This is a genomic window from Clostridium bowmanii (genome assembly GCF_018861315.1).
Taxonomy (GTDB): Bacteria; Bacillota; Clostridia; order Clostridiales; family Clostridiaceae; genus Clostridium_AD; species Clostridium_AD bowmanii.
The window spans coordinates 113,451-136,708 of record NZ_JAHLDL010000007.1 but is presented as its reverse complement, the minus strand read 5'-3'; the positions used below and the strand labels follow the sequence as shown (position 1 = coordinate 136,708).

Annotated in this window: 18 protein-coding genes and 1 pseudogene; all 19 read right to left on the bottom strand. The window is 31.7% G+C overall.

Annotated features, from left to right (window positions below; all coding sequences use genetic code 11):
- Positions 1-173: 173 nt before the first annotated feature.
- The 19 genes and pseudogenes from pgsA to KPL51_RS06745 all read right to left on the bottom strand — a co-directional run bounded on the left by pgsA (position 174) and on the right by KPL51_RS06745 (position 23,251).
- Complete coding sequence (pgsA, locus tag KPL51_RS06835; protein ID WP_216158778.1) at positions 174-734, bottom strand: CDP-diacylglycerol--glycerol-3-phosphate 3-phosphatidyltransferase; 561 nt, start codon at positions 732-734, stop codon at positions 174-176.
- A complete protein-coding gene (gene rimO / locus KPL51_RS06830) occupies positions 718-2,055 on the bottom strand; it encodes a 30S ribosomal protein S12 methylthiotransferase RimO (RefSeq protein ID WP_216158776.1) in 1,338 nt (445 codons plus the stop codon). The genes pgsA and rimO overlap by 17 nt, the downstream gene beginning before the upstream one ends.
- 188 nt (positions 2,056-2,243) lie before the next feature.
- Positions 2,244-4,574 carry an FtsK/SpoIIIE family DNA translocase gene (locus tag KPL51_RS06825; RefSeq protein ID WP_216158774.1) on the bottom strand — a complete coding sequence of 777 codons (2,331 nt, stop codon included), beginning with the start codon at positions 4,572-4,574 and terminating at the stop codon, positions 2,244-2,246.
- A 176-nt stretch (positions 4,575-4,750) separates the two neighbouring features.
- On the bottom strand, positions 4,751-5,458 hold the full coding sequence (locus tag KPL51_RS06820) for a ClpP family protease (RefSeq protein WP_216158772.1): 708 nt from the start codon (positions 5,456-5,458) through the stop codon (positions 4,751-4,753).
- 57 nt (positions 5,459-5,515) lie between these two features.
- Positions 5,516-6,706: an aspartate kinase gene (dapG, locus tag KPL51_RS06815; RefSeq protein ID WP_216158770.1), complete on the bottom strand. Its 1,191-nt coding sequence runs from the start codon at positions 6,704-6,706 to the stop codon at positions 5,516-5,518.
- A gap of 15 nt (positions 6,707-6,721) precedes the next feature.
- The gene (locus tag KPL51_RS06810) at positions 6,722-6,997 is read right to left on the bottom strand and encodes a YlmC/YmxH family sporulation protein (RefSeq protein WP_216158768.1); all 276 of its coding nucleotides are present in this window, start codon (positions 6,995-6,997) and stop codon (positions 6,722-6,724) included.
- Positions 6,998-7,134: 137 nt separating this feature from the next.
- Positions 7,135-8,409: a M16 family metallopeptidase gene (locus KPL51_RS06805; RefSeq protein ID WP_216158766.1), complete on the bottom strand. Its 1,275-nt coding sequence runs from the start codon at positions 8,407-8,409 to the stop codon at positions 7,135-7,137.
- 94 nt (positions 8,410-8,503) lie between these two features.
- A complete protein-coding gene (locus KPL51_RS06800) occupies positions 8,504-10,615 on the bottom strand; it encodes a polyribonucleotide nucleotidyltransferase (protein WP_216158764.1) in 2,112 nt (703 codons plus the stop codon).
- A gap of 119 nt (positions 10,616-10,734) precedes the next feature.
- Entirely contained in the window at positions 10,735-10,998 is a 264-nt protein-coding gene (rpsO, locus tag KPL51_RS06795; protein ID WP_216158762.1) for a 30S ribosomal protein S15, read from the bottom strand.
- A 132-nt stretch (positions 10,999-11,130) separates the two neighbouring features.
- Positions 11,131-12,054, bottom strand: a complete 924-nt coding sequence (locus tag KPL51_RS06790; RefSeq protein ID WP_216158760.1) for a bifunctional riboflavin kinase/FAD synthetase — start codon at positions 12,052-12,054, stop codon at positions 11,131-11,133.
- Positions 12,055-12,066: 12 nt separating this feature from the next.
- A complete protein-coding gene (gene truB, locus KPL51_RS06785) occupies positions 12,067-12,936 on the bottom strand; it encodes a tRNA pseudouridine(55) synthase TruB (protein ID WP_216158758.1) in 870 nt (289 codons plus the stop codon).
- Positions 12,933-13,895, bottom strand: a complete 963-nt coding sequence (locus KPL51_RS06780; protein WP_216158860.1) for a DHH family phosphoesterase — start codon at positions 13,893-13,895, stop codon at positions 12,933-12,935. Before KPL51_RS06780 ends, truB begins: the two co-directional genes overlap by 4 nt.
- A 70-nt stretch (positions 13,896-13,965) precedes the next feature.
- A pseudogene (gene rbfA, locus KPL51_RS06775) lies at positions 13,966-14,322 on the bottom strand (30S ribosome-binding factor RbfA); the annotation flags it as partial.
- Between the two features lie 20 nt (positions 14,323-14,342).
- The gene (gene infB, locus KPL51_RS06770; protein ID WP_216158754.1) at positions 14,343-16,418 is read right to left on the bottom strand and encodes a translation initiation factor IF-2; all 2,076 of its coding nucleotides are present in this window, start codon (positions 16,416-16,418) and stop codon (positions 14,343-14,345) included.
- 23 nt (positions 16,419-16,441) lie between these two features.
- Positions 16,442-16,834, bottom strand: a complete 393-nt coding sequence (locus tag KPL51_RS06765) for a ribosomal L7Ae/L30e/S12e/Gadd45 family protein (RefSeq protein WP_216158752.1) — start codon at positions 16,832-16,834, stop codon at positions 16,442-16,444.
- Positions 16,824-17,111, bottom strand: a complete 288-nt coding sequence (gene rnpM, locus KPL51_RS06760) for an RNase P modulator RnpM (protein WP_216158750.1) — start codon at positions 17,109-17,111, stop codon at positions 16,824-16,826. Before rnpM ends, KPL51_RS06765 begins: the two co-directional genes overlap by 11 nt.
- Before the next feature lie 11 nt (positions 17,112-17,122).
- The gene (nusA, locus tag KPL51_RS06755; RefSeq protein ID WP_216158748.1) at positions 17,123-18,229 is read right to left on the bottom strand and encodes a transcription termination factor NusA; all 1,107 of its coding nucleotides are present in this window, start codon (positions 18,227-18,229) and stop codon (positions 17,123-17,125) included.
- Positions 18,230-18,242: 13 nt separating this feature from the next.
- On the bottom strand, positions 18,243-18,704 hold the full coding sequence (gene rimP, locus KPL51_RS06750; protein WP_216158746.1) for a ribosome maturation factor RimP: 462 nt from the start codon (positions 18,702-18,704) through the stop codon (positions 18,243-18,245).
- A gap of 203 nt (positions 18,705-18,907) precedes the next feature.
- Positions 18,908-23,251: a PolC-type DNA polymerase III gene (locus KPL51_RS06745; protein ID WP_216158744.1), complete on the bottom strand. Its 4,344-nt coding sequence runs from the start codon at positions 23,249-23,251 to the stop codon at positions 18,908-18,910.
- Positions 23,252-23,258: the final 7 nt, after the last annotated feature.

Here is a 23,258-nt window from a genome sequence, read left to right as displayed (position 1 = left end):
TGCGAACGTTTGTTCTATATTAAGTATACACTATTTATTTTGCATGGTCAACACACAAAATTAGAGTTCCCATTTTTTTCCTCCTCTTGAAATGTTGTTGCTTAAATATTATGTCAGGAACATTATGGCTGGAACCCTTTTATTTGTATTATTAACAAACTATAATAATTTAATCACTTATCAACTCTAATTGAATCTTTATTTTTCACAAAATAGTCAACACCAGATATTATAGTAATAATTACGGCAGCAGCCATAAATATATTAGTTAAGTTGCTTAGAATTGGATTTAAAGCTGGACTTAAATCTTTTAAATTATATAGCAGAGCTATAATTATTGCTATTATTTGAATAACAGTTTTTATTTTACCCCACCAACTAGCTGCAATTACTGTTCCTTCTGCAGCAGCTATTGTTCTAAGTCCTGAAACTGCAAATTCTCTAGCAATTATAATCATAGCTACCCAACTAGGCACAATGTGAAGTTCTACCAATGATATAAGTGCAGCAGTTACCAAGAGTTTATCCGCTAGTGGATCCATAAACTTACCGAAATTGGTTATTTGGTTTCTACTTCTAGCTATATAACCATCCAATTTATCTGTAAGAGAAGCCAATATAAAAATAACAGTAGCCAATTCTTTTCCATAAGGTATTCCTTTTACTACCATAAATACTAAAAATATTGGGACTAGAAAAATCCTTATCATTGTAAGTTTATTCGCAAGGTTCATAGCACACAACTCCTATTAAATCATATTCTAAAGCTTTAGTAACCTTTACTACAACAAATTCGCCCTTATTATAAACCACATCAGATTCAAAGAAAATAGTCCCATCAACTTCTGGTGCCATTTCATAATTCCTACCAAAATGTGTTTTACCGTCAACACCTTCTACTAAAACCTTGTATATCTTTCCTATTTTTTTACTGTTCAGCTCTTTTGATATACCTTGTTGTATAATCATCAGTTCTTCTTCACGTTTCACTTTTATTTCTTCAGGAATTTGATTTGTCATTTCTGAAGCTACAGTACCATCTTCCATTGAGTACTTGAAAACTCCCAATTTATCAAATTTAGTTTCCACAATAAATTGCTTTAATTCCTCGAAATTCTCCTCTGTTTCCCCTGGAAACCCAACAATTAATGTAGTTCTAAGGTTTAATCCCACAATGCTTGTTCTCATCTTATTTATATTTTCTGTTATAATATTCTTTCTTCCTTTTCTTCTCATGGATTTAAGAATATCATCACTTATATGTTGGATTGGTATATCTACATATTTGCAAACTTTATCATTCGTCGCTATTTCATTAATAATTTCATCCGTCATTTCTTCTGCATAGCAATAAAGTACTCTAATCCACTGGATTCCATTTATTTTAGAAATTTCCCTTATCAACTTGTGCAGGGTTTTTTTACCATATAAATCAATTCCATATCTAGTGGTATCTTGGGCAACTAAAATAATTTCCTTGCAACCTTGCTGACCTAGGCCCTTAGCCTCTTGTAATATATTCTCCATCTTTCTACTTCTATATTTCCCTCTTATAAGCGGTATTGCACAATATGCGCAAGCATTATCACATCCCTCTGATATTCTAATATAAGCAGAGTAAGTTCCTGTAGTTAAAACTCTTTCACCTTCATTAATATTCTCATCACTGTAAGTACAATGTTGTACTTTGGTATTTTTTAAAAGCACCTCTTCTATACTACTTAGTAACTTGTTATAATCGTTAACGCCTAGCATTATATCAAGTTCTGGCATAAGTTCAAGCAGTTCCGCACCATAACGCTGAGTTAAGCAACCAGTTGCAATTAATACTGTACACTTATATTTCTTTTTGTATTCTGACATTTCTAGAATAGTGTCTATTGATTCTTGTTTTGAAGATTCTATAAATCCACAAGTATTCACTAAAATAATATTCGCAAGTTTAGGATCATTTGTCATATCATATCTTTCACTTAAACTGCCTATTATAATTTCACTATCAATTCTATTTTTATCACAACCTAAATTTATAACTCCAACTTTTAATTTTTCCACCAGTCATCCTCCTTGTTTGTCTCTCGGGGTAGATAATATTTATTAAGTATTATCCTCCTTTTTTGTTTTTGCAGACCCATAATTATTTTTAGCATTATCTGCCTACATTTGTACACATAAATTATTGTAAATGTGATTTACAAATTAAACAAGGGTATTTGCAATTTTTCTTATAAAAATTTATTAAATTAATCTTTTAATTCACTATGACTCAATAAAACTTCTCTTGGTTTGCTTCCATTTCTACTTGAAATAATTCCGCGTTCCTCCATTTGATCTATAATTCTTGCTGCTCTATTATACCCTATTTTAAGCTTACGTTGCAATAAGGAAGTGGAGGCTTGATCATTTTCAACAATTATCCTAATTGCTTCATTTAATAATTCATCAATAGCCTCCTCCTCCTGTTTATTATTTAAAGTGCCTTCTATTTCGTCTATTATTTCTTTTTCATAGTTTAATTCTGTTTTCTGGCTTTTTATAAAATCGACTACTCGCTCAATTTCTTCTTCGGATACAAAAGCACCTTGAATTCTAACTGGTTTAGCCTCTCCCACGGGGTAAAAAAGCATATCTCCTTTACCTAGCAATTTCTCAGCACCAGCAGAATCTAAAATTGTTCTTGAATCTATTTGACTTGAAACTGCAAAGGATATTCTTGAGGGTATATTGGCCTTTATAACACCTGTAATAACGTCCACTGAGGGCCGTTGTGTTGCAATTACTAAATGCATACCCGCAGCTCTTGCCATTTGTGCAAGTCTTCCTATGTATTCTTCTACATCACTCGCACAAACCGTCATAAGGTCTGCTAACTCATCAATTATAATTACTATCCAAGGTAATTTATTTTCCATAATACCCTTAGTAGCTAATTCATTATATCCTTCAATATTACGTACATTGTTCTCAGCAAAAAGTTTGTACCTTCTTGTCATTTCATTTACAGCCCAATTTAAAGCACCTGCAGATTTTTTAGGGTCTGTTACAACTGGTATCAATAGATGAGGTATTCCATTATAAATATTTAATTCAACTACCTTAGGATCAATTAATAAGAGCTTAACTTCCTCTGGAGAATATTTATAAAGCAAACTTATAATTAATGAATTTATACAAACACTTTTTCCAGAGCCTGTAGCTCCTGCTACCAGTAAATGCGGCATTTTCGTTAAATCTGAAACAACACAATTACCGCCTATATCTTTTCCCAAACTAAAGGATAAATTTTTATTTGCAGCTGAAAATTCATTAGACTCAATGACTTCCCTTAAATATACTGCACTTAATTCTTTATTTGGCACTTCAATTCCTACAGCTGCCTTACCGGGTATGGGGGCTTCAATTCTTACACCAGAGGAAGCTAAATTTAGTGCAATATCATCTGCTAAGTTCACAATTTTACTTACTTTAACACCAGCATTTGGTTGAAGCTCAAATCTCGTTACTGACGGGCCTTTTGTAACCTGAATAACTTTTGCTTCAACTCCAAAGCTACTTAAGGTCTCCTGCAATTTATTTGCACTACTGAGTAATTCTCTTTTATCATTTTTATTCATTTTAGAAGTAGTATTTTCATTTAATAAGTCTACAGTTGGAAATTCATATTTAAAGTTTGGCTTTGAGTTCACACTATGAAATTGAATTTCTTTTTCTAATTCTTGTTTAATAGAATTATCTAAGTGATTTTCTTTAGGACCTCGCGTGTTGCCTTGTTTAATATTACTTACAATTTCCTCTTTATCTTCTGCATCAGCATCGGCATCGGCTTCAGCTTCTCCTTCTGTAGCAATTTCATTTGTCCTTAAAAAATCAAATATTTTTATCTTATTGTTAATGCCTTTAATAAATTCATTCTTTTCTTCACTTGGAACTACTAATTCTTCTTGCTTTTCATTATTCTCAATATATAATTTCTTACTCTCATTACTCCTTTTAGTCCTTTTGATCATAAATCTATCCTTCAGATTAAAGATGATATCATTCAAGGATATTTTTAATATTAAAATTAAACATATAACATAAATGCCAATGAAAATTATAAAACTTCCTACAGCCCCAAACAGTGTATGCATTATTACATCAATAGAATAACTAATAATCCCACCATGCATTGCACTTCCAGAATTGTATATTTTACTTATTCCAGTTGAAAATTCTCCTTTAGTATAATACTTACTTAAAGATAACATTTGTATACATAGCAACGTATTTATTATAAAAAGTATTATTCCATAAAACTTCTTACTGAAGTTTATCTTACGTTTCTTAACAATTTTGCAAATACCAATAAATATTATCAAAAACGGAGAAAGGTAAGCACCCACCCCTAAAATTGCAAAAAGCAAATGATTAATAAAATCACCTATGGTACCTGATATAGAACCAGAACTTGAAAAAATAGTAGAGAATATACTAAATAAAATTAATATGCCTACTGTAATTAAGATAATTCCAAAAATTTCACTATCGGCATCTACTCTACTCGTAACTTTAGATTTAGTTTTCTTTCTAGCCAAAGTATCACCTCCATTCTTAATATTTCTACAAATTTTATAAATCTCCTTTAACTTTAATTATATTTATATATGAATTTAAACTATATTCATAAAAAAAACATTCTAATTCCATTGATTTTGTAAAAACTCAATAAAATAGATATAAATAGGCCATTTAAACCTATTTATATCTATTTTTATGCTTCGTCTATCATTTGATTTAATTTTGATAATGCTGCACTAATTCCACCAACTTCATCTATCAATCCATTATCAACTGCTTGTTTTCCGATAAGTATAGTACCCATATCATTTAATAGTTCATCAGTTTGATGCATTAATCTGTTTACGGTTTCCTTATCGATTTTGGAAGTTCTAATAATAAATTCAGTTATTCGTTCTTGCATTTTATTAAAATAATCAAAAGTTTGAGGTACACCTATTATAAGTCCATTCATTCTTATAGGATGAATGATCATAGTTGCAGATGGAGAGATGAATGAATACACAGCAGCTGTTGCCAGTGGTATTCCAATTGAATGGCCGCCTCCAACTACCAGTGATACAGTTGGTTTGCTAACACTCCTAATCATCTCCGCTATGGCAAGGCCTGCTTCCACATCTCCTCCTACAGTATTTAGAACTATAAGAATACCTTTTACTTTTTCATCTCTTTCCATAGCAATTAGCTCTGGAATCACATGTTCATATTTAGTAGTTTTAGTTTGAGGCGATAGCATCATATGTCCTTCTATTTGGCCAATAATAGACAAAATTTGAATTTTATCGTCTTGAGTTGGAACATTAGTTACTCCCAGTTCTTTGATGTTTTCTACCTGCTGATTTGAAGTTTCCACAATAATTTTACTTTTCTTATCTTCTTTGTTTTTTTCAGCTTTTGACATTTGCATTCCTCCTAATCCATCTATATTTTGTGCATTAAGAGAAACTATATACATTTTTTATCCTAATTTAAATTCCCTGTGCAGTGCATTAATTGCTTTTTCAGCATATTCCGTTTCTACAAGACACCATATAGTCATATGAGAATCTGCTGTTTGCAGTACTTCAATTTTTTCTCTAGTTAATGCCTTGAGTATCCTGGCCATAACACCAGGTATGCCTCTCATTTTAGAACCTATAATTGAAATCTTACTACAATCCTTAACAAAAGAATATGACATATTACTACGCTTAATTAAATTTTCAAATTTTATAAAATCCTTATCATCAATAGTAAATATTTTTTCCTTAGGAAAAACATTTATAAGATCTATACTTATAAGATTTTCAGCTAAAATATCAAAAAGATTATCATAACTAGGATCTGAATTTTTGCATATTTTTATTTGAACTCTGTTATTCATATGTGTAATCCCTGTGATTATATTTTCAAAAGCTTGACTCCCCAAGTTGCTAATTACAGTTCCATCACAGTCATTCATAGTGTTTTTTATTACAAGTGGTATATTATACTTTCTAGATATTTCAACAGCTCTTGGATGTATGACCTTAGCTCCTTGATCGGCAAACTGAAAAATCTCGTCATAACTTATTTTTTTTATTAAAGTTGCTTCAGAAACTATTCTTGGATCTGCTGTCATAATTCCATCTACATCAGTGTATATTTGTGTCTCTACTGCATTAAGTGCCGCACCTAATATTGCAGCAGTAACATCACTTCCACCTCTACCTATAGTTGTAATATAGTCATTTCCGTCTCTGCCTTGAAACCCAGCTACTACAGGAATCTTTCCATTTTGTAAAATACTCAAGATTTTTTTTGTGTCCACATTTATTATTGCCGCATTGTTATAATTACAATCCGTAATTATACCTGCTTGTCCGCCAGTTAGCGGTACAGCATCAATATTACTATTGTTTAACTCATTGCACATTATTACAGTACTTATAGTCTCACCACAACTCATTAGTAAATCTATTGCTAATGGATTTAAATCTTTGAATTTATCATCTACCAAAGATAGCAGCGTATCTGTAGCATAAGGTTCACCTTTTCTTCCCATAGCAGATACCACCACCACGGGAAAATAGCCTTCTGCCTTTGCGTTTATTACCTTGCAGGCTACAAGTTTTCTTTTTTCCTCCGTTGAAACGGATGTGCCGCCAAACTTTTGCACTAATATCTTCATTTATATCCTCCAAAATTAAATATGCGATTTTTTTAAAAATTCATTATCGACATCAATTATTATAGTTCTAGAACCAATTTTTTTAACATAGTCCCAAGGTACTTCAATTATATCATTACTTTTAAAAAAACTAAATTTAGAACTGCCTCCATTAATAATTAAAAATTTTAAAAGACCGTTCTCATCAATGACAACATCATTATTACCTAAATTGCTATATTTATCACCATCATTAATATTGATAATTTCATATCTTTCCATTTCACTATACAGTTTTATATTATCTTCCATGTAAAAACCCTCCTCAACAATACTATTAAGGGACATGAAAATAAAAAACGAGTACCTTTTATTTATTTTCATGCCCCTAAAATACTATGGAATACGTTGAGGTGTTATGCATAATTTCTATATTTTTATAAATTAATTTACTTATCTAGTGAAATAATGTTACCTTTAAAAAGTTTTTCCACCATTTGTTTTTCTTTACCTACATAGGCTGAATTTATTATACCATTTTTAAAAGTCTTTTCCATTACAGAGTTGACCCTTGACATATTTATTTCATCAATTTTTCTAAGTACATCTTTAGGTGTATTTATCTTATTCAAAAACATTACCGATTTTCCATTACTAAACATTCTACTGCTTGTGCTTTCAAGACCTAGAATATAGCTACCTTTTAATTGTTCTTTAGCCTTGTATAATCTTTCATTATCAATTCCTGATTTTGCAAATTTACTAACTTCTTGTTTTATTGCATCAATAGCACTCTCAGCATTAGAAGGATTAAGTCCCGCGTAAACGCTCACAATTCCTGTATTTTTAAAAGCTGATATATAAGAATATATTGAGTAGCACACCCCTAACTCTTCACGTATTTTTTGAAACAGTAGTGAGGAAGCTCCTCCACCTAATATATTACTCAGTAATATTAGAGCATATGTATCGTCATTACCAATCTCCACTCCAGGAATTCCCAGACTTACATGAAGTTGTTCAATATCTTTTTTTCTGAAATAATGATTATTTAATAACTGAGGACTACTATACTTAGTAATATTTTTATTTTTAGTGTGCCATTTACCAAAATACTTTTCAAGTAGCTCTTCTATATTTTTCATATCAAATTTACCTGAAATTGATATAACTGAGTTTTCCGGTATATAATATGAGTCTACATAATCTACTATCACTTTTTTACTAAATGATTTTACAGTATCCATAGTTCCTAAAATAGGTAACGAAATAGAATCCCTATCCCATATTGCTTTTGTATGTAACTCCATTAAAACATCCTCTGGTGAATCTTCGCTCATATTAATTTCTTCAACAACTACACCTTTTTCTTTTTCAATTTCATCTTCTGAAAAATTACTATTGAAAAGCATGTCTGACAAAATATCCAGGGACAATTCTAAATGTGTATCTAATGCTTTTATATAAAAGCATGTAACTTCCTTACCCGTAAATGCATTTATTTGACCACCCACATCTTCAATAGCTTCAGCAATTTGCTTTGCAGTTCTATCCGGTGTTCCTTTAAAAAGCATATGCTCAATAAAATGTGATATTCCATTATTGCTTGCGTTTTCATTTCTTGAACCATTTTCTACCCATAGACCAACACTTACTGAATTTACATATTCTATAGATTCAACTACAACCCTTAAACCATTATTTAACTTAAACAAATTGTACATATGTGCCTCTCCTTATTGAGAATTTATATTTACTATGTGCATATTAGTGTAATATTATTAAAAAAAATAAAAAGGCATCTAAGCCCTTCTATTATTATTCATTCTCTTTTTTTTCATTTTCACTATCTTTAATAGCATCTCGTCTTGAAAGATTTACTCTTCCCTGATTATCTATTTCCATTACTTTTACTAATATCTCATCACCAACCGAAACAATATCTTCTACTTTATTTACTCTAGCAAAATCGAGTTTAGATATATGCACTAATCCTTCTTTATTAGGAAGTATTTCAACAAAAGCTCCAAAAGCAGCTATTTTTGTTACTTTTCCTAAATATATTTCTCCTACTTTTACGGATTTTGTTAGCTCTTCGATGATTTTTACTGCTCTATTTGCACTATCTCCATCATTAGACATAATTACAATTTTTCCATCGTCATTAGTGTCTATTTTAACTCCGGTCTCTGCTATAATTTTCTTTATAGTTACTCCGCCTTTTCCTATTACGTCTCTAATCTTGTCAGGCGCTACGTTTAGTATATACATTCTAGGAGCATATTTTGAAAGTTCACTTCTTGCTTCTGGAATACATTCATTCATTTTTCCTAATATATGAAGTCTAGCAACTTTTGCATCTATAATTGCAGTTTTAATGCAATATTTAGATAGTCCATGAAGCTTTGTATCAACTTGTATAGCTGTAATTCCTAGTTCAGTTCCAGCCACTTTAAAATCCATGTCACCAAAGAAATCTTCTATACCTTGAATATCCGTTATTACTTTTTCTTTAGTTAAGTCAGAATTTGTAATTAGTCCCATTGCGATACCTGCTGCAGGCCTCTTAATTGGAACACCTGCATCAAGTAGCGCTAAAATACTTGCACTTACACTAGCTTGAGATGTTGAACCATTAGAGCTTAGTACCTCTGATACTACTCGTATAGCATATGGAAATTCTTCTATAGATGGTAAAAGTGGTTCTACAGCTTTTTCAGCTAGTGCTCCATGACCAATTTCCCGTCTTCCAGGTCCACGCATTGGCTTAGTTTCTCCTACACTATAAGCTGGAAAATTATAATGATGCATGTATCTTTTAGTATCTTCATCACCTATTCCGTCTAACATCTGAGCTTCTTTTAATGCCCCGAGAGTTGCAACACCCATTACTTGAGTAAGCCCTCTTGTAAAAAGACCTGTTCCATGAGTTCTAGGAAGTATTCCCACTTCGCAACTTATTGGCCTAACCTGATCAAAAGCCCTTCCATCAGGCCTTCTATTTTCATTTAGCATCATATTTCTAACTATTTCCTTTTGGATGCCATATGAAACTTCACCTATATCTGATTTTTTATCAGAATATTTTTCATTAAATTCAAGAGCTATCTTTTGTTTTATTTCATCTACTTTTGCGTTTCTCTCATCTTTATCCATTATGTACATTGCTGTCTTAAACATGTCAAATGAGAAATCTCTAACTTCATTTTGGAGAGTTTCATCTATTTTGCTTATTTCAGGAATGATTTTTTCTTTTCCAAATTTAGCTACAGCTTCTTCTTGGAAAGCTACAATTTTTTTACATGCTTCAAAAGCAAAATCAATAGCATTTATCATTACATCTTCTGGTATTTCATTTCCACTAGCTTCTATCATTGTCACATTGTCCTTTGTAGCACAAACTGTAAGGTTCATAGAACTAGCATTTCTCTCTTCTACAGTTGGGCTCAATATGAATTTATCATCAATAAGGCCCACTGAAACTGTTGCAACGGCATCTGTAAAAGGTATACTTGACAAGCATAATGCTAATGATGCAGCATTCATAGCAAGTATCTCAGGTGAATTATCTTGCTCAACTGAAAGTACTGTACAAACAATTTGTACATCATTTTTATAGCCTTTAGGGAATAGTGGTCTAAGTGGTCTATCAATCCCTCTTGCTGTTAAAATTGCCCTTTCTGATGGTCTTGCCTCTCTCTTTATGAACCCGCCAGGAATTTTACCAACGGCATAAAGTTTTTCTTCATATTCTACACTCAGTGGAAAGAAATCAATACCATCCCTTGGTTTTTCTGATGCATTTGCATTAACCATAACTACTGTCTCACCGTAGCTCATGAATATTGCACAATTTGATAGCATTCCAACCTTACCATATTCAACTTTAAGATTTCTTCCTGCTACAGTGGTTTCTATAATATGAATCATATATTTGCCTCCCTTCAATTTACACTAATATTATTAGATAATATATGTGTTTTTAAAATCTAATTTTATATATTTTATTACTAATAATTAAAATAATAGAGCGGCTAAGCCGCTCTAAATTACTTTCTTAGTCCAAGTTCTGCAAGAATTGCACGATATCTTTCAATATCTTTATTCTTTAAGTAACCTAACATACCTTTTCTTTGTCCAACCATCATTAATAGACCTCTTCTTGAATGATTGTCTTTTTTATGAATTTTTAAATGCTCTGTTAACTCTAAAATTCTTTCAGTAAGTAGTGCAATTTGCACCTCTGCTGAACCAGTATCTCCCTCATGTCTTGCATGTTTAATCATTATTTCTTGTTTTTTAGCCTTTTGCATTTTAATAACACCTCCGAAAAATATCTCCATATTCCAAGTACACCGTTGGCGATTCGGTGAACTTAGCATAAGGTTCAAATCAATTATAACAAACTGTTCTTAAATTGTAAATTAGTTTTTACAACATATCACTTATTTTTCTATTTTTTGACCAAAAGCATATTTTTTATCCTTTATAAGTTGTTCCCTCAATTCCTCAATTGTATCAAATTTAACTTCATCTCTCATTCTGTCTATAAAATTAATTTTAACTTCTTCACCGTAAATTTGTTTATCAAAATTCAAGATATATGTTTCTACTGATAGCTTTCCACCTTCTACAGTAGGATTATAGCCTATATTGGTTATAGCTTTGTAAATATTATTATCATGCTTAACTAAAGTATAGTATACTCCCCCCTTAGGAAGAATATATTCCTTATTGTAATTTAAGTTTACAGTAGGAAATCCAATGGTTCTACCAAGTTGCTTTCCCTTAACTACTTTTCCAGTAATAATGTGGGGCCTTCCTAGTAACTCATTTACTTTAGTTATATCCCCCTCAGCTATTAGATGGCGAATGCTAGAACTACTTACAACTTCATTATCCTTACTAATAGCTTCACAAATATATAATTTATATCCTAGTTTAATGCTATGTTTTTTAAGCATTTCTATATCACCTAAATTTTTATACCCAAATCTATAATTAAACCCAACAACTATTCCTTTTGCATTATAGAAATTCACCATATTTTTTATAAATTCTTCTGGAGTTATCTTCATAAAATCTTTATCGAAGTTAACAAAATTAACAATATCAATACCAGTGTTTTTTAATAAATTTATTTTAGTCTCATTATCCATTATGAGCTTTGGGCAAATTTCCTTATTAATAACTGACAGTGGATGATTTTTAAAAGTACAAATCATACTTTTAACATTATTCTCTTCAGATAATTCAACAGTTCTATTTATAAGATGCATGTGCCCTAAATGAAGTCCATCAAAACTTCCCAGGGCTATGTATGTTGGATATTTAAGTTTAGTTTTAAAATTATCTTTTATAATTAACATTTTAATATACTCCTATATAAATGATTTTATAAGCCTAACTCCCTCAATACTTTTATCTGCAATTCCAATAAAATCATTATCATTATTATAGATACTATATATAGTATCCGCTTCGAACTTGCAAGTTAATAACCTATCTTTTACTACAACACCATTAAGTAAAAACTTAACAAATCGATCTTCTATTGTGACTTTAATATTATTTTTAAAAATGGTTTCTATAGGCATAATATGCCCATTTATATTTTCTTCATTTAAGTCCACAATATTTATAGTATCTTCAATATGAAATTGCCCTGTAGCAGTTCTTTGCAGGTTCCACATCATACCACCACATTTTAATAATTCTCCAATATCATAACATAGACTTCTAATATATGTACCCTTAGAGCATTTCACCCTAAACTTTACATAAGGTATTTTAATATCTGTAATTTCTATATCATAAATTGTAATAGGCCTTGCTTCTCTCTCTATTTCTATCCCAGCCCTTGCTAATTCATAAAGTTTTTTCCCATTAACTTTCAAAGCTGAGTACATAGGAGGCACTTGTTTTATTTCTCCTACAAATGAATTAATAGCCTGTATAATTTCTGCGCAGCTTGCCTTAACTTCACTTTCTGCTAAAATTTTACCTTCTCTATCATAGGTGTCTGTAATAACACCCAATTTTAATTCAGTTTCATAAATTTTAAAGTCACCCATTATATAATCAATCGCCTTTGTTGCTTTTCCTATACAAACAGGTAAAACCCCGCTGGCCTCAGGGTCTAGAGTGCCAGCGTGGCCTACTTTTTTTATATGAGTAATTTTTTTAATTATGCGAACTACATCAAAGGATGTCATTCCTGTAGGTTTAAATATGTTTAATATACCATTCATTTTATCAACTCTTTTTCTAAAATTTCCAAAAGTTTCACTTTAGTATCATCAAAATTCGTTTCTGTGAAAAAACCTGCAGCTCTAATATGCCCACCACCATTAAAAGTTTCTGCAATTTTGCTAACATCCACTAGTGATTTAGATCTTAAACTTACTCTAACTCCATTCTCAGCTTCTTTTATAAGAATGGTAACCTCAACAGTATCTATTGAGGCTCCAAAAGTAATAACATCTGATGTATCTGAGGAAGCAAAACTATATTTTTCAAGCATATTTTTAGATATATACATAATGCATACTTTACTATTAAGTTCGGAGGTCATATTACCAATAACTTCACCATAGAATTTTATTTTTTCAAACTTTTTATTCTCAAAAATCAATCTATGTATGTTACTAAAATCTATACCTGTACTGATAAGTTCTCCTGCAATAGCATGAGTTACTGCCGTAGTACTCGAATGCCTAAATGATCCTGTATCTGTAAGTAGTGAAGTGTACAAGCATGCAGCTATTTCTTTGTCCAATTCCACATTAAGAAGTCTAAGCACTTCAAACACAATTTCGGAAGCAGCAGAAGCACTTGTATCAACAAAATTTAAATCTCCGTATAAATCATTAGATAAATGGTGATCCATATTAATTAATTCAAACTTTCTATTTTGCATACATAAATTCGAATTAATTCTCTTGAAATCCCCACAATCTAACACTATTACACATTCTGTATCAACAGATGGTTCTATTGTTTCACCATTAATTTCATTTGAATATGGCAAGAACTGAAAAGTCTGTGGAATAACCTCTTTTGAAACTATATGCACATCCTTATTCAGTTTTCTAAGACCAATAAGTAAAGCCAGTGCACTACCTATTGAATCACCATCTGGTGAAGTATGGAAAGTTATAGCAATTTTCTTGAATAACTTTATTCTGTTAACAATATCATTAATTTTCATTGCTACCATCATCATGGCTATCCTTGTCATCTATATCTTCTTCACTTATGTTATCTCCACTATTTTCTTCATCAATTTTTTCTTTTTCTTTTATTTGATGAAAAATACCTTCTAAATGTATAGCACGTTCTATGGTTTCATCAACCTCTATGATAACTTGAGGAACATGTCTTAGCTTAACATGAGCCCCAATTTCTTTTCGCATAAGACCAGTAGAACTTTTTAGTGCTTGAATTGTTTCTTTTTTAGAATCTTCGCTACCAAATATACTAACATAAATTTTTGTATAGCTAAGGTCTTTTGTTGTGTCTACTTTTGTTACACTCACCATAGCACTTTTTCTTGGATCCTTTATTTTGTTTTGAATTGTATTGCTCACTTCTTTTTTAATTTCTTCGTTAATTCTACCATTTCTATAATTAACCATACAACCCACTACTCCTTATATTATGATAATTTTGGCTTTACTTCTTCCATAATAAATGCTTCTAAAATGTCGCCTTCCTTAATGTCATTGAATTTCTCTACACTTAATCCACATTCATATCCAGCAGCAACTTCTTTTGCATCGTCTTTAAATCTCTTTAATGATGCTAGAGTTGATTCAGTTATTACTATTCCGTTTCTAAGTACACGTACACTACTATTTCTTGTAATCTTACCAGTTAATACATAAGATCCTGCAATAGTTCCTACATTAGATACTTTGTATATTTGTCTTATTTCAACTCTACCTAAAACAACTTCTTTATATACAGGATCAAGCATTCCAAGCATTGCAGCTTTTATATCATCAAGAGCATCATAAATTACTCTATAAGTTTTAATTTCTACCTTTTCTTTTTCAGAAGTTACAGCAGCATTATTATCTGGTCTTACATTAAACCCTATAATTATTGCATTTGAAGCAGCTGCAAGTGTAACATCTGTTTCTGTAATAGCTCCAACTCCAGAATGTATAACCCTTACTTTAACATTATCAGTAGATAATTTTTCAAGAGATTGACGTACAGCCTCAACAGATCCTTGAACGTCAGCTTTTACAATAACACCAAGTTCCTTAACAGATCCTTCTTGTATTTGGCTATATAGATTTTCCATAGAAACTCTATTACTTGCCTTAAAATGTTCTTCTCTTGATTTTGATTTTCTAGTTTCGGCCATATTTCTTGCAGTCTTCTCATCTTTAACTACATTAAATCTATCTCCAGCTTCTGGCACTTCAGATAATCCGAGTATTTCTACTGGTATAGAAGGTCCTGCAGTTTTGATTTTGTTACCCTTATCATCAAACATTGCCCTTATTCTACCGTATGTTGAACCAACTATTATAGAATCTCCAGTGTTTAATGTACCATTTTGTATTAATAACGTAGCAAGTGGGCCTCTACCTTTATCAAGTTTTGCTTCTATTACAGTTCCTTTTGCACTTCTACTAGGATTTGCTTTAAGCTCTAACATTTCTGCTGTAATTAATACCATTTCAAGTAGTGTATCTATACCCTCTTTAGTATGAGCGGATACTGGAACACATATTGTATCTCCACCCCAATCTTCAGCAACAAGGCCATATTCTGTTAATTCTTGCTTAACTTTATCAACATTAGCTCCTGGTCTATCCATCTTGTTTATAGCTACTATCATTGGAACCTTAGCAGCCTTACAGTGATTTATTGCTTCGGTAGTTTGTGGCATAATTCCATCATCTGCAGCTACAACAAGAATAACTATATCTGTTATTTGGGCACCTCTAGCTCTCATTGCTGTAAAAGCTTCATGACCTGGTGTATCTAAAAATGTGATTTTTTCACCATTAATATTAACAGTATAAGCACCTATGTGTTGTGTTATTCCGCCTGCTTCTGTTTCTGTAACCTTAGATTTTCTAATACAATCAAGTAATGAAGTCTTACCATGATCAACATGACCCATAACTGTTACAACAGCTGGTTTTTTAGCTGTTGCTAAATCATCTTCAAATTCTTCTACTTCTACTTCATCAGCAAGTTTGCCTTCTTCTTCTTCTTTTAGTACTGCAAGTGCACCATATTTTTCTATTACCTTTTCGGCTGTAGCAAAATCAATTTCTTGGTTCATTCCAGCCATAACACCTATAAAAATAAGTTGTTTTATTACTTCAACGTAAGGTCTCTTTAACTTATCAGCTAAGTCTTTAACTGTAATAGAAGCCTCGATTACTACAACTTCATCATCTATAGCTTCAACACTATTGTTACCATTTCCAAGTTCATCTCTGCCTTTTCTACCTCTTTTTCTAATGATCACTTTGTTAGCATCTTCATTAGCTATATTTTCATAGTGTTCAACTGTTTCATTTTTTTCATCTTTAAGTCCTGAATTTTCGTCACTATAAAGTTCCTTTATTAACTCAGCATCCTCTTCCTCAATTACACTCATATGATTTTTGGCTTTTATACTAAACTCCTCGAATAGTACATTAATTAATTCTTTACTTGACACCTCTAACTCTTTTGCTAATTCATATATTCTGACTTTTGCCAAATCATTCACCCCCGAAATTTAATTTATTCATCGACTTTATTTTCCTCATTTATTTCATTTTCTTTATCGTCTTTATTTTCTTCATTCTCTTGTTCTTCTTTTTTTTCTTCATTGACTTCGTTCCATAAACTGAGTAGTTTACTACTCATTCTTTTGTCATTAACACACAAAACATTAATTTCTGCTCTTCCAAGGCACCTGCCTAGAATCTCATTGGATACACCTTCTATAAAAGGTATATTATATTTAATGCTAAATCTTTTAAATTTATCCTTAGTGTTTGTAGCACTTTCCTCAGACAAAATTATTAGGGTTCCTCTTCCATGCGATAGCGCATCTTCACATTGATTGTAACCTTCAATAAGTTTGCCTGCTTTCTTAGTTAAACCTAAAAACTGAAAAAATTTATTGTTCATAATTTATCTCATCCTTAGGATTTATCTGTTCTTTAAGCATTTCATAGATTTCTTCACTTATTTTCCCGCCTAAATTTCTCTCTAATCTCTTTGTTTTGTAAGATTTTTCAAAGCACTCAATACTTTTACAAATATATGCACCTCTACCTGGTTTTTTTCCTATTAAATCTATAGAAATTTCGCCCTCTTTACTACGAACTATGCGCAACAATTCTTTTTTACATTTCATTTCCATACAACCCGTACACATGCGCTGAGGTATTTTTTTAACTTTCATAAACCTATCACCTACTCCTGAGTAATGGTTTCAATTACTTTATTTTCAATAACTTCACTATCTTCCATTTTATATTGAGCTTGAGTTCTACTTTTAATGTCAATTTTCCACCCTGTAAGTCTTGCTGCTAGTCGTACATTTTGACCTTCTTTTCCAATGGCCAATGATAGTTGATTATCTTCAACTATTACCTTCGCAGATTTAGATGCCTCTTCAACTACAACATTCAAAACCTTTGCAGGACTCAATGCATTTGAGATATATTCCTCAGATTTTTTACTCCACTTAATTATATCTATTTTTTCATTTCTTAGTTCATTAACTATACTTTGAACTCTAGCACCTTTTGGTCCAACGCAAGCTCCCATTGCATCAACATTTTCATCATTTGAATACACTGCGATTTTAGTTCTTGATCCTGCTTCTCTTGAAATACTTTTTATTTCAACAACTCCACCAAAAACTTCTGGCACCTCAAGTTCAAATAAGCGTTTCACAAGGCCTGGATGAGTTCTTGATACTCCTATTTGAGCACCCTTAGTAGTATTCTTAACCTCAACAATATATAGTTTTAGTTTTTCATTAAAATTATATTCCTCACCAGGCATTTGCTCATTTGCTCCAAGCACAGCTTCAATTTTACCCAAATCTATAAATACATTACCTCTATCTTTTCTTATAACACTTCCTGTAATAATATCAAATTCTTTGGTTATAAATTCATTGTAAATAATATTTCTTTCAGCTTCTTTAATTCTTTGAATAACTACTTGTTTTGCAGATTGTGCAGCTATTCTCCCAAATTTTCTTGGAGTAACTTCAATATCAACAATATCATCAATTTGATATTTAGGACTATATTCTTTAGCTTCCTCTAGTGATATTTCTGTAACATCCTCAACCACTTCTTCTACAACTGTTTTCTGACCATAAACATGTATTTCACCTGTTTCTCTATTCATTGATACTTTTACATTTTGGCTATTGCTAGATAGCGTAGCATAATTTTTCTTATATGCTGCAACTAATGCATCTTCAATAGTTTGAAAAAGTAAATCTTCACTAATTCCCTTTTGGTCTACAATTTCTCTCAATGCTTCAATAAATTCCTGATTCATTTTAACTTCCTCCTTACAGCACCGGTTTCAAATTCACAATGGAAATTTTTTCTCTAGGGATAGATATATTATTCCCATCATATTGAATTTCTATTTGCATATCAGAAAATCCTAGTAAATTACCCTCAAGTTTTTTAGTGCCCTCATATAGACTATTTAAATTAACTAGTACATTTTGACCAACATATTTTTTCATATGATGATCATCATATAAAATTCTCTCAATCCCTGGAGAAGATACTTCTAAACAGTAACTATCAGTTATTGGATCTTGCAGATCTAATATCTCACTTGTGGCTCTACTTATTTTTTCACAATCTTCTAAAGATATTCCACTTTCATTATCTATATAAATTCTAAGAAAATTTTCTCCTGCTTCTTTTACATATTCCAAATGATATAATTCGCAATTATTTTCTTCTACTATTGGTTTGGTTATTTTTGTGAGTTTTTGTATCAAGGTATCATTTTTCATTTTAACACCCTCCTTTTACTAATATTTTCTACAATTATTAATATAATTAATCATACTATTATAATTAAAACGCAACCATTAGTTGCGTTTCAATAAATAGAGAGTAGGCGGGCCTACTCTCTTACAATAAAATTATCAGCGATAACCAATATATATTATTCTATCATATAAAATTTGCTATTTCAAGGGTTAATTACATTTCCCTAGAAAAACGACAGCTGATTTGTATCTGGAAGATCTTTTAAGCACCCATGATTATCTAATGATTCAATAACCGTTTTAGAAATTTTACAACGAATTCGAAGTTCTTCTTTTGATATAAACTCACCGTTAACTCTTTCCAAAACTATGCTTTTAGCGGCGTTTTCACCTACCCCTTCCAGCCCACTTAATGGAGGTCTTAATGAATCCTCTTCAATTGTAAATTTAATTGCCTCAGACTTATAAAGATCTACATTTAATAATTTTATCCCTCTTTTAAACATTTCATAGGATAACTCAAGAGCCGTAAGAAGTCCTTTTTCTTTCATACCTATATCCTTGCCCATAGATTCTAACTCATCCATTTTGACTCTTATAGCATTCTCACCTTTTGAAATCAAATCTGCATCAAAGTCATCCGCTCTTATAGTAAAAAAAGTAGCATAATATTCCTTTGGGTAATAAACCTTATAATATGCTATTCTCACAGCCATCATTACATATGCTACTGCATGTCCTTTAGGAAACATATACTTTATCTTTTTACATGAACCTATATACCAATCAGGCACATCATTTTCTCGCATTATCTTCTCATCATCTTCAGTAAGCCCCTTACCCTTTCTTACCTTCTCCATGATAGTAAAAGCAGTCTTAGGTGGAAGATTTTTTTGCATTAGGTACACCATTATATCATCTCTTGTAGAAATACAATCTTTAAGTGTTGTAAATCCTTCTTTAATATAATATTGTGCATTATTAATCCACACATCCGTACCATGAGATAATCCTGAAATTCTAACAAGGTCTGAAAAAGATTTTGGCTGTGTATCTAAAAGCATTTGTTTAACAAATTTAGTACCAAATTCCGGGACACCATAACTTCCCACTTCACAACCCAATTGTTTAGCTGTAAGCCCCAGTGCCGCAGGTGACGTAAACAAACTTAAGACCTTAGGATCCGCCAGTGGAATAGTTAAAGGGTCAAGGTCAGTTAAATCTTGAAGCATTTTAAGCATTGTAGGATCATCATGACCAAGTATATCAAGTTTAAGTAACCTTCCACTTATGGAATGATAATCAAAATGTGTTGTAATAATATCTGAATTTGGATCATCCGCTGGGTGTTGCACTGGGCAAAAATTATATATCTCATTGTCACTTGGAACAACCATTATCCCACCTGGATGTTGTCCTGACGTTCTCTTAACTCCAGTACACCCCATGACTAGTCGTTCTATTTCAGCTTGAGGCACAATAATATCTTTTTCACCTAAATATTTTTTCACATAACCATAAGCAGTCTTATCCGCTATGGTTCCAATAGTTCCCGCCTTGAAGGTATGACCTTTTCCGAACAGCACCTCTGTATATCTATGTATGTCTGCTTGATTATCCCCTGAAAAATTTAAATCTATATCTGGTTCTTTATCTCCTTCAAATCCTAAGAATGTTTCAAATGGAATATCATGACCATCTTTTTTATATTGTGTACCACAATCAGGACATACTTTATCTGGTAAATCAGCACCTGAACCAATAGATCCATCTAAAACAAATTCACTTTTTTTGCAACTCGGACATACATAATGAGGCGGCAACCCATTTACTTCTGTTATATTAGACATATTAGCTGCAAAGGAAGATCCAACCGAACCTCTTGAGCCTACTAAATAACCATCCGCAAGTGACTTTGCTACTAATTTTTCAGCTATTAAATAAAGTACAGCATACCCATTACCTATAATAGAGTTTAGTTCCTTGTCCAATCTTTTTTCAACTATCTCTGGAAGAATATCTCCATATATTGAATGAACTTTATCTGATGTCATCTTGCGAATATCCTCTTCTGCACCTGGTATTTTCGGTGTAAAAGTTCCATCTGGTATTGGTTTTACAAATTCTATCAGGTCAGCAATTTTATTGGGATTATAAATTACCACTTCTCTACACTTCTTTTCACCTAAATATGCAAACTCCCTTAACATCTCATTAGTAGTTTTAAAATATAGTGGTGGTTGGTCATCTGCATCTGAGAATCCTTTACCAGCCATTAAAATTTTCCTATACACTTCATCGGAGGGTTCTAAAAAATGTACATCCCCTGTAGCGACTACTGGCAAATTATTTTTTTCTCCGAGTTCACATATTTTTCTATTAATTTCCATTAATTCATTTTCATCTTTTACCATGCCATTTTTAATCATAAAATTGTTATTTAGTAGAGGCTGTATTTCTAGATAATCATAAAATCCCACAATAGCTCTAATATCTTCATCGGATTTTCCTGAAAGCACTTCTCTATATACTTGTCCAGCTTCACAGGCAGAACCAATTATAAGTCCTTCTCTATAACTTTCAATTAGTGTTTTAGGAAGTCTAGGTCTTCTATGAAAATAATCTAAATTTGAAAATGATATAAGTTTATAAAGATTTTTTAGACCTGTTTGGTCTTTTGCTAAAATAATAACATGATAGGTGTTTGCTTTTTTTATATCGAAATCGCCTAAAAATTCACTGTTTAAAGTAGCCAAGTCTAAAATATCTTTTTCTTTAAGCAGTCCAAAACAATGCAGTAGTATTTCTGCAGTAGCTTTAGCATCATCTACAGCTCTATGGTGGTTTTCTAGTGAAATGCCTAGATGCTTAGCTATTACATTTAGCTTAAATGTCTTAAGATCTTTTAGTAAAAACTTTGCCAGTGGAATTGTATCCATAATAGTACTTTCAAATAGAAGTCCTAACCTCTGTGCATTTTTCTTAATAAACCCAGTATCAAAAGCAGCATTATGAGCTACCACCACACTATCCTTTGCAAACTCTAAAAACTCGGGAAGTACTTCTTTAATTAAGTCTGCACCACAAACCATGTCATTTGTGATTCCAGTAAGCTCTGTAATCTTATAAGGTATGTCTATTTCAGGATTTACAAATTCATTAAATCTATCTACGATTTTCCCATTTACAATTTTAACTGCCCCTATTTCAGTAATTCTATCATTTTCACTGGAAAGCCCTGTGGTTTCTATATCAAAAACTACAAAACAATCATCTAAATTTTCATTTTTATTGTTAATGACAATTGGTTGACCATCATCTACTAAGTAGCCCTCTACACCATATATAACCTTAATCTTATTTTTTTTAGCTGCGTCCATAGCTTCCGGGAAAGCCTGAACAACACCATGATCAGTTATTGCTACTGCTCGATGACCCCATTTAGCCGCTCTTGCAACAAGCTTAGACGTAGGAGTCATACCATCCATAGCACTCATTTGGGTGTGCATATGCAGTTCTACTCTTTTTTCCCTTGCAGTATCCATTCTTTCTATTTTCTTCAGTTTTACTATATCTCTAACCATTACAACTACTTCTCTTGCATAGGTATCATAACTTGCTTCGCCACGAAGCTTACAGAAAAGTCCTACTTTAATTTCTTCCATTATCTTTTCTACATCTTTAGGCTTTGGAAAACATTTTACTGTAATCGAACTTGTGTAATCCGTAATAAAAAACGTGATAATTATTCTGCCAGTTTTTGTTTCAATTATATTCACTTTAAAAATATCTCCAGAAACACAAACTATTCCCGAAGTTTCATTTATATCCTTTATTTCTATACTTTCACCGTTTATATTTCTTCCCATTATGGTGTTTTCATCGGGAGCCTCATCTTTTCTATAGCCCGGTCTACTATACTTGTTTGATTTGCTACCACCACTGAAATCTTTATTCTGACTATTGTTACTACTCTTAGGTCTGTCTTTGTTTTCTGTATTTATGTTTTTTATAATCTCATTTATTATAGTTTGATTTTCTTTCTCTTTTTTCACAAAAGAATCTTCTTTGGTCAGTTCACTGTTATGTTCCAATTTAACTAATGAATTCACTCCAAACATATCATTTATAGTATTTTTCAAAAGAAGTTCTATGTTCTTATCTCTTAGAATCTTACACATAAAATCATTACCACACTGTATTTTAAGTACACCATTCTCTATTGTCCTAGAAGATTTTAGTAAGCTATCCTTACTTGATGGCTCTGAGATAGCTATTACGTTCACAACATCCAGCCAAAACTTGCCGTTTACATCTTCTATGGTAGCATTTGATACATCTTGGTAACAAATCAACTGAATATCTTCAAAATTAGACAATCTTTTTGAAATAATATTTTTAATTAGTAGTTTTTTATTGTCGTCTGCATTTTCAAAAGATTTTACTATCACCCTTAATTTGTTGCTTTTTTTAAGGTATTGAACTCGGAGTACCTTAATGTCATCTACTAATGTTTCCTCATTTGAATCAAAATCATTTTTCAACATTCCAGCTAAACTTGCATCCATTAGTATT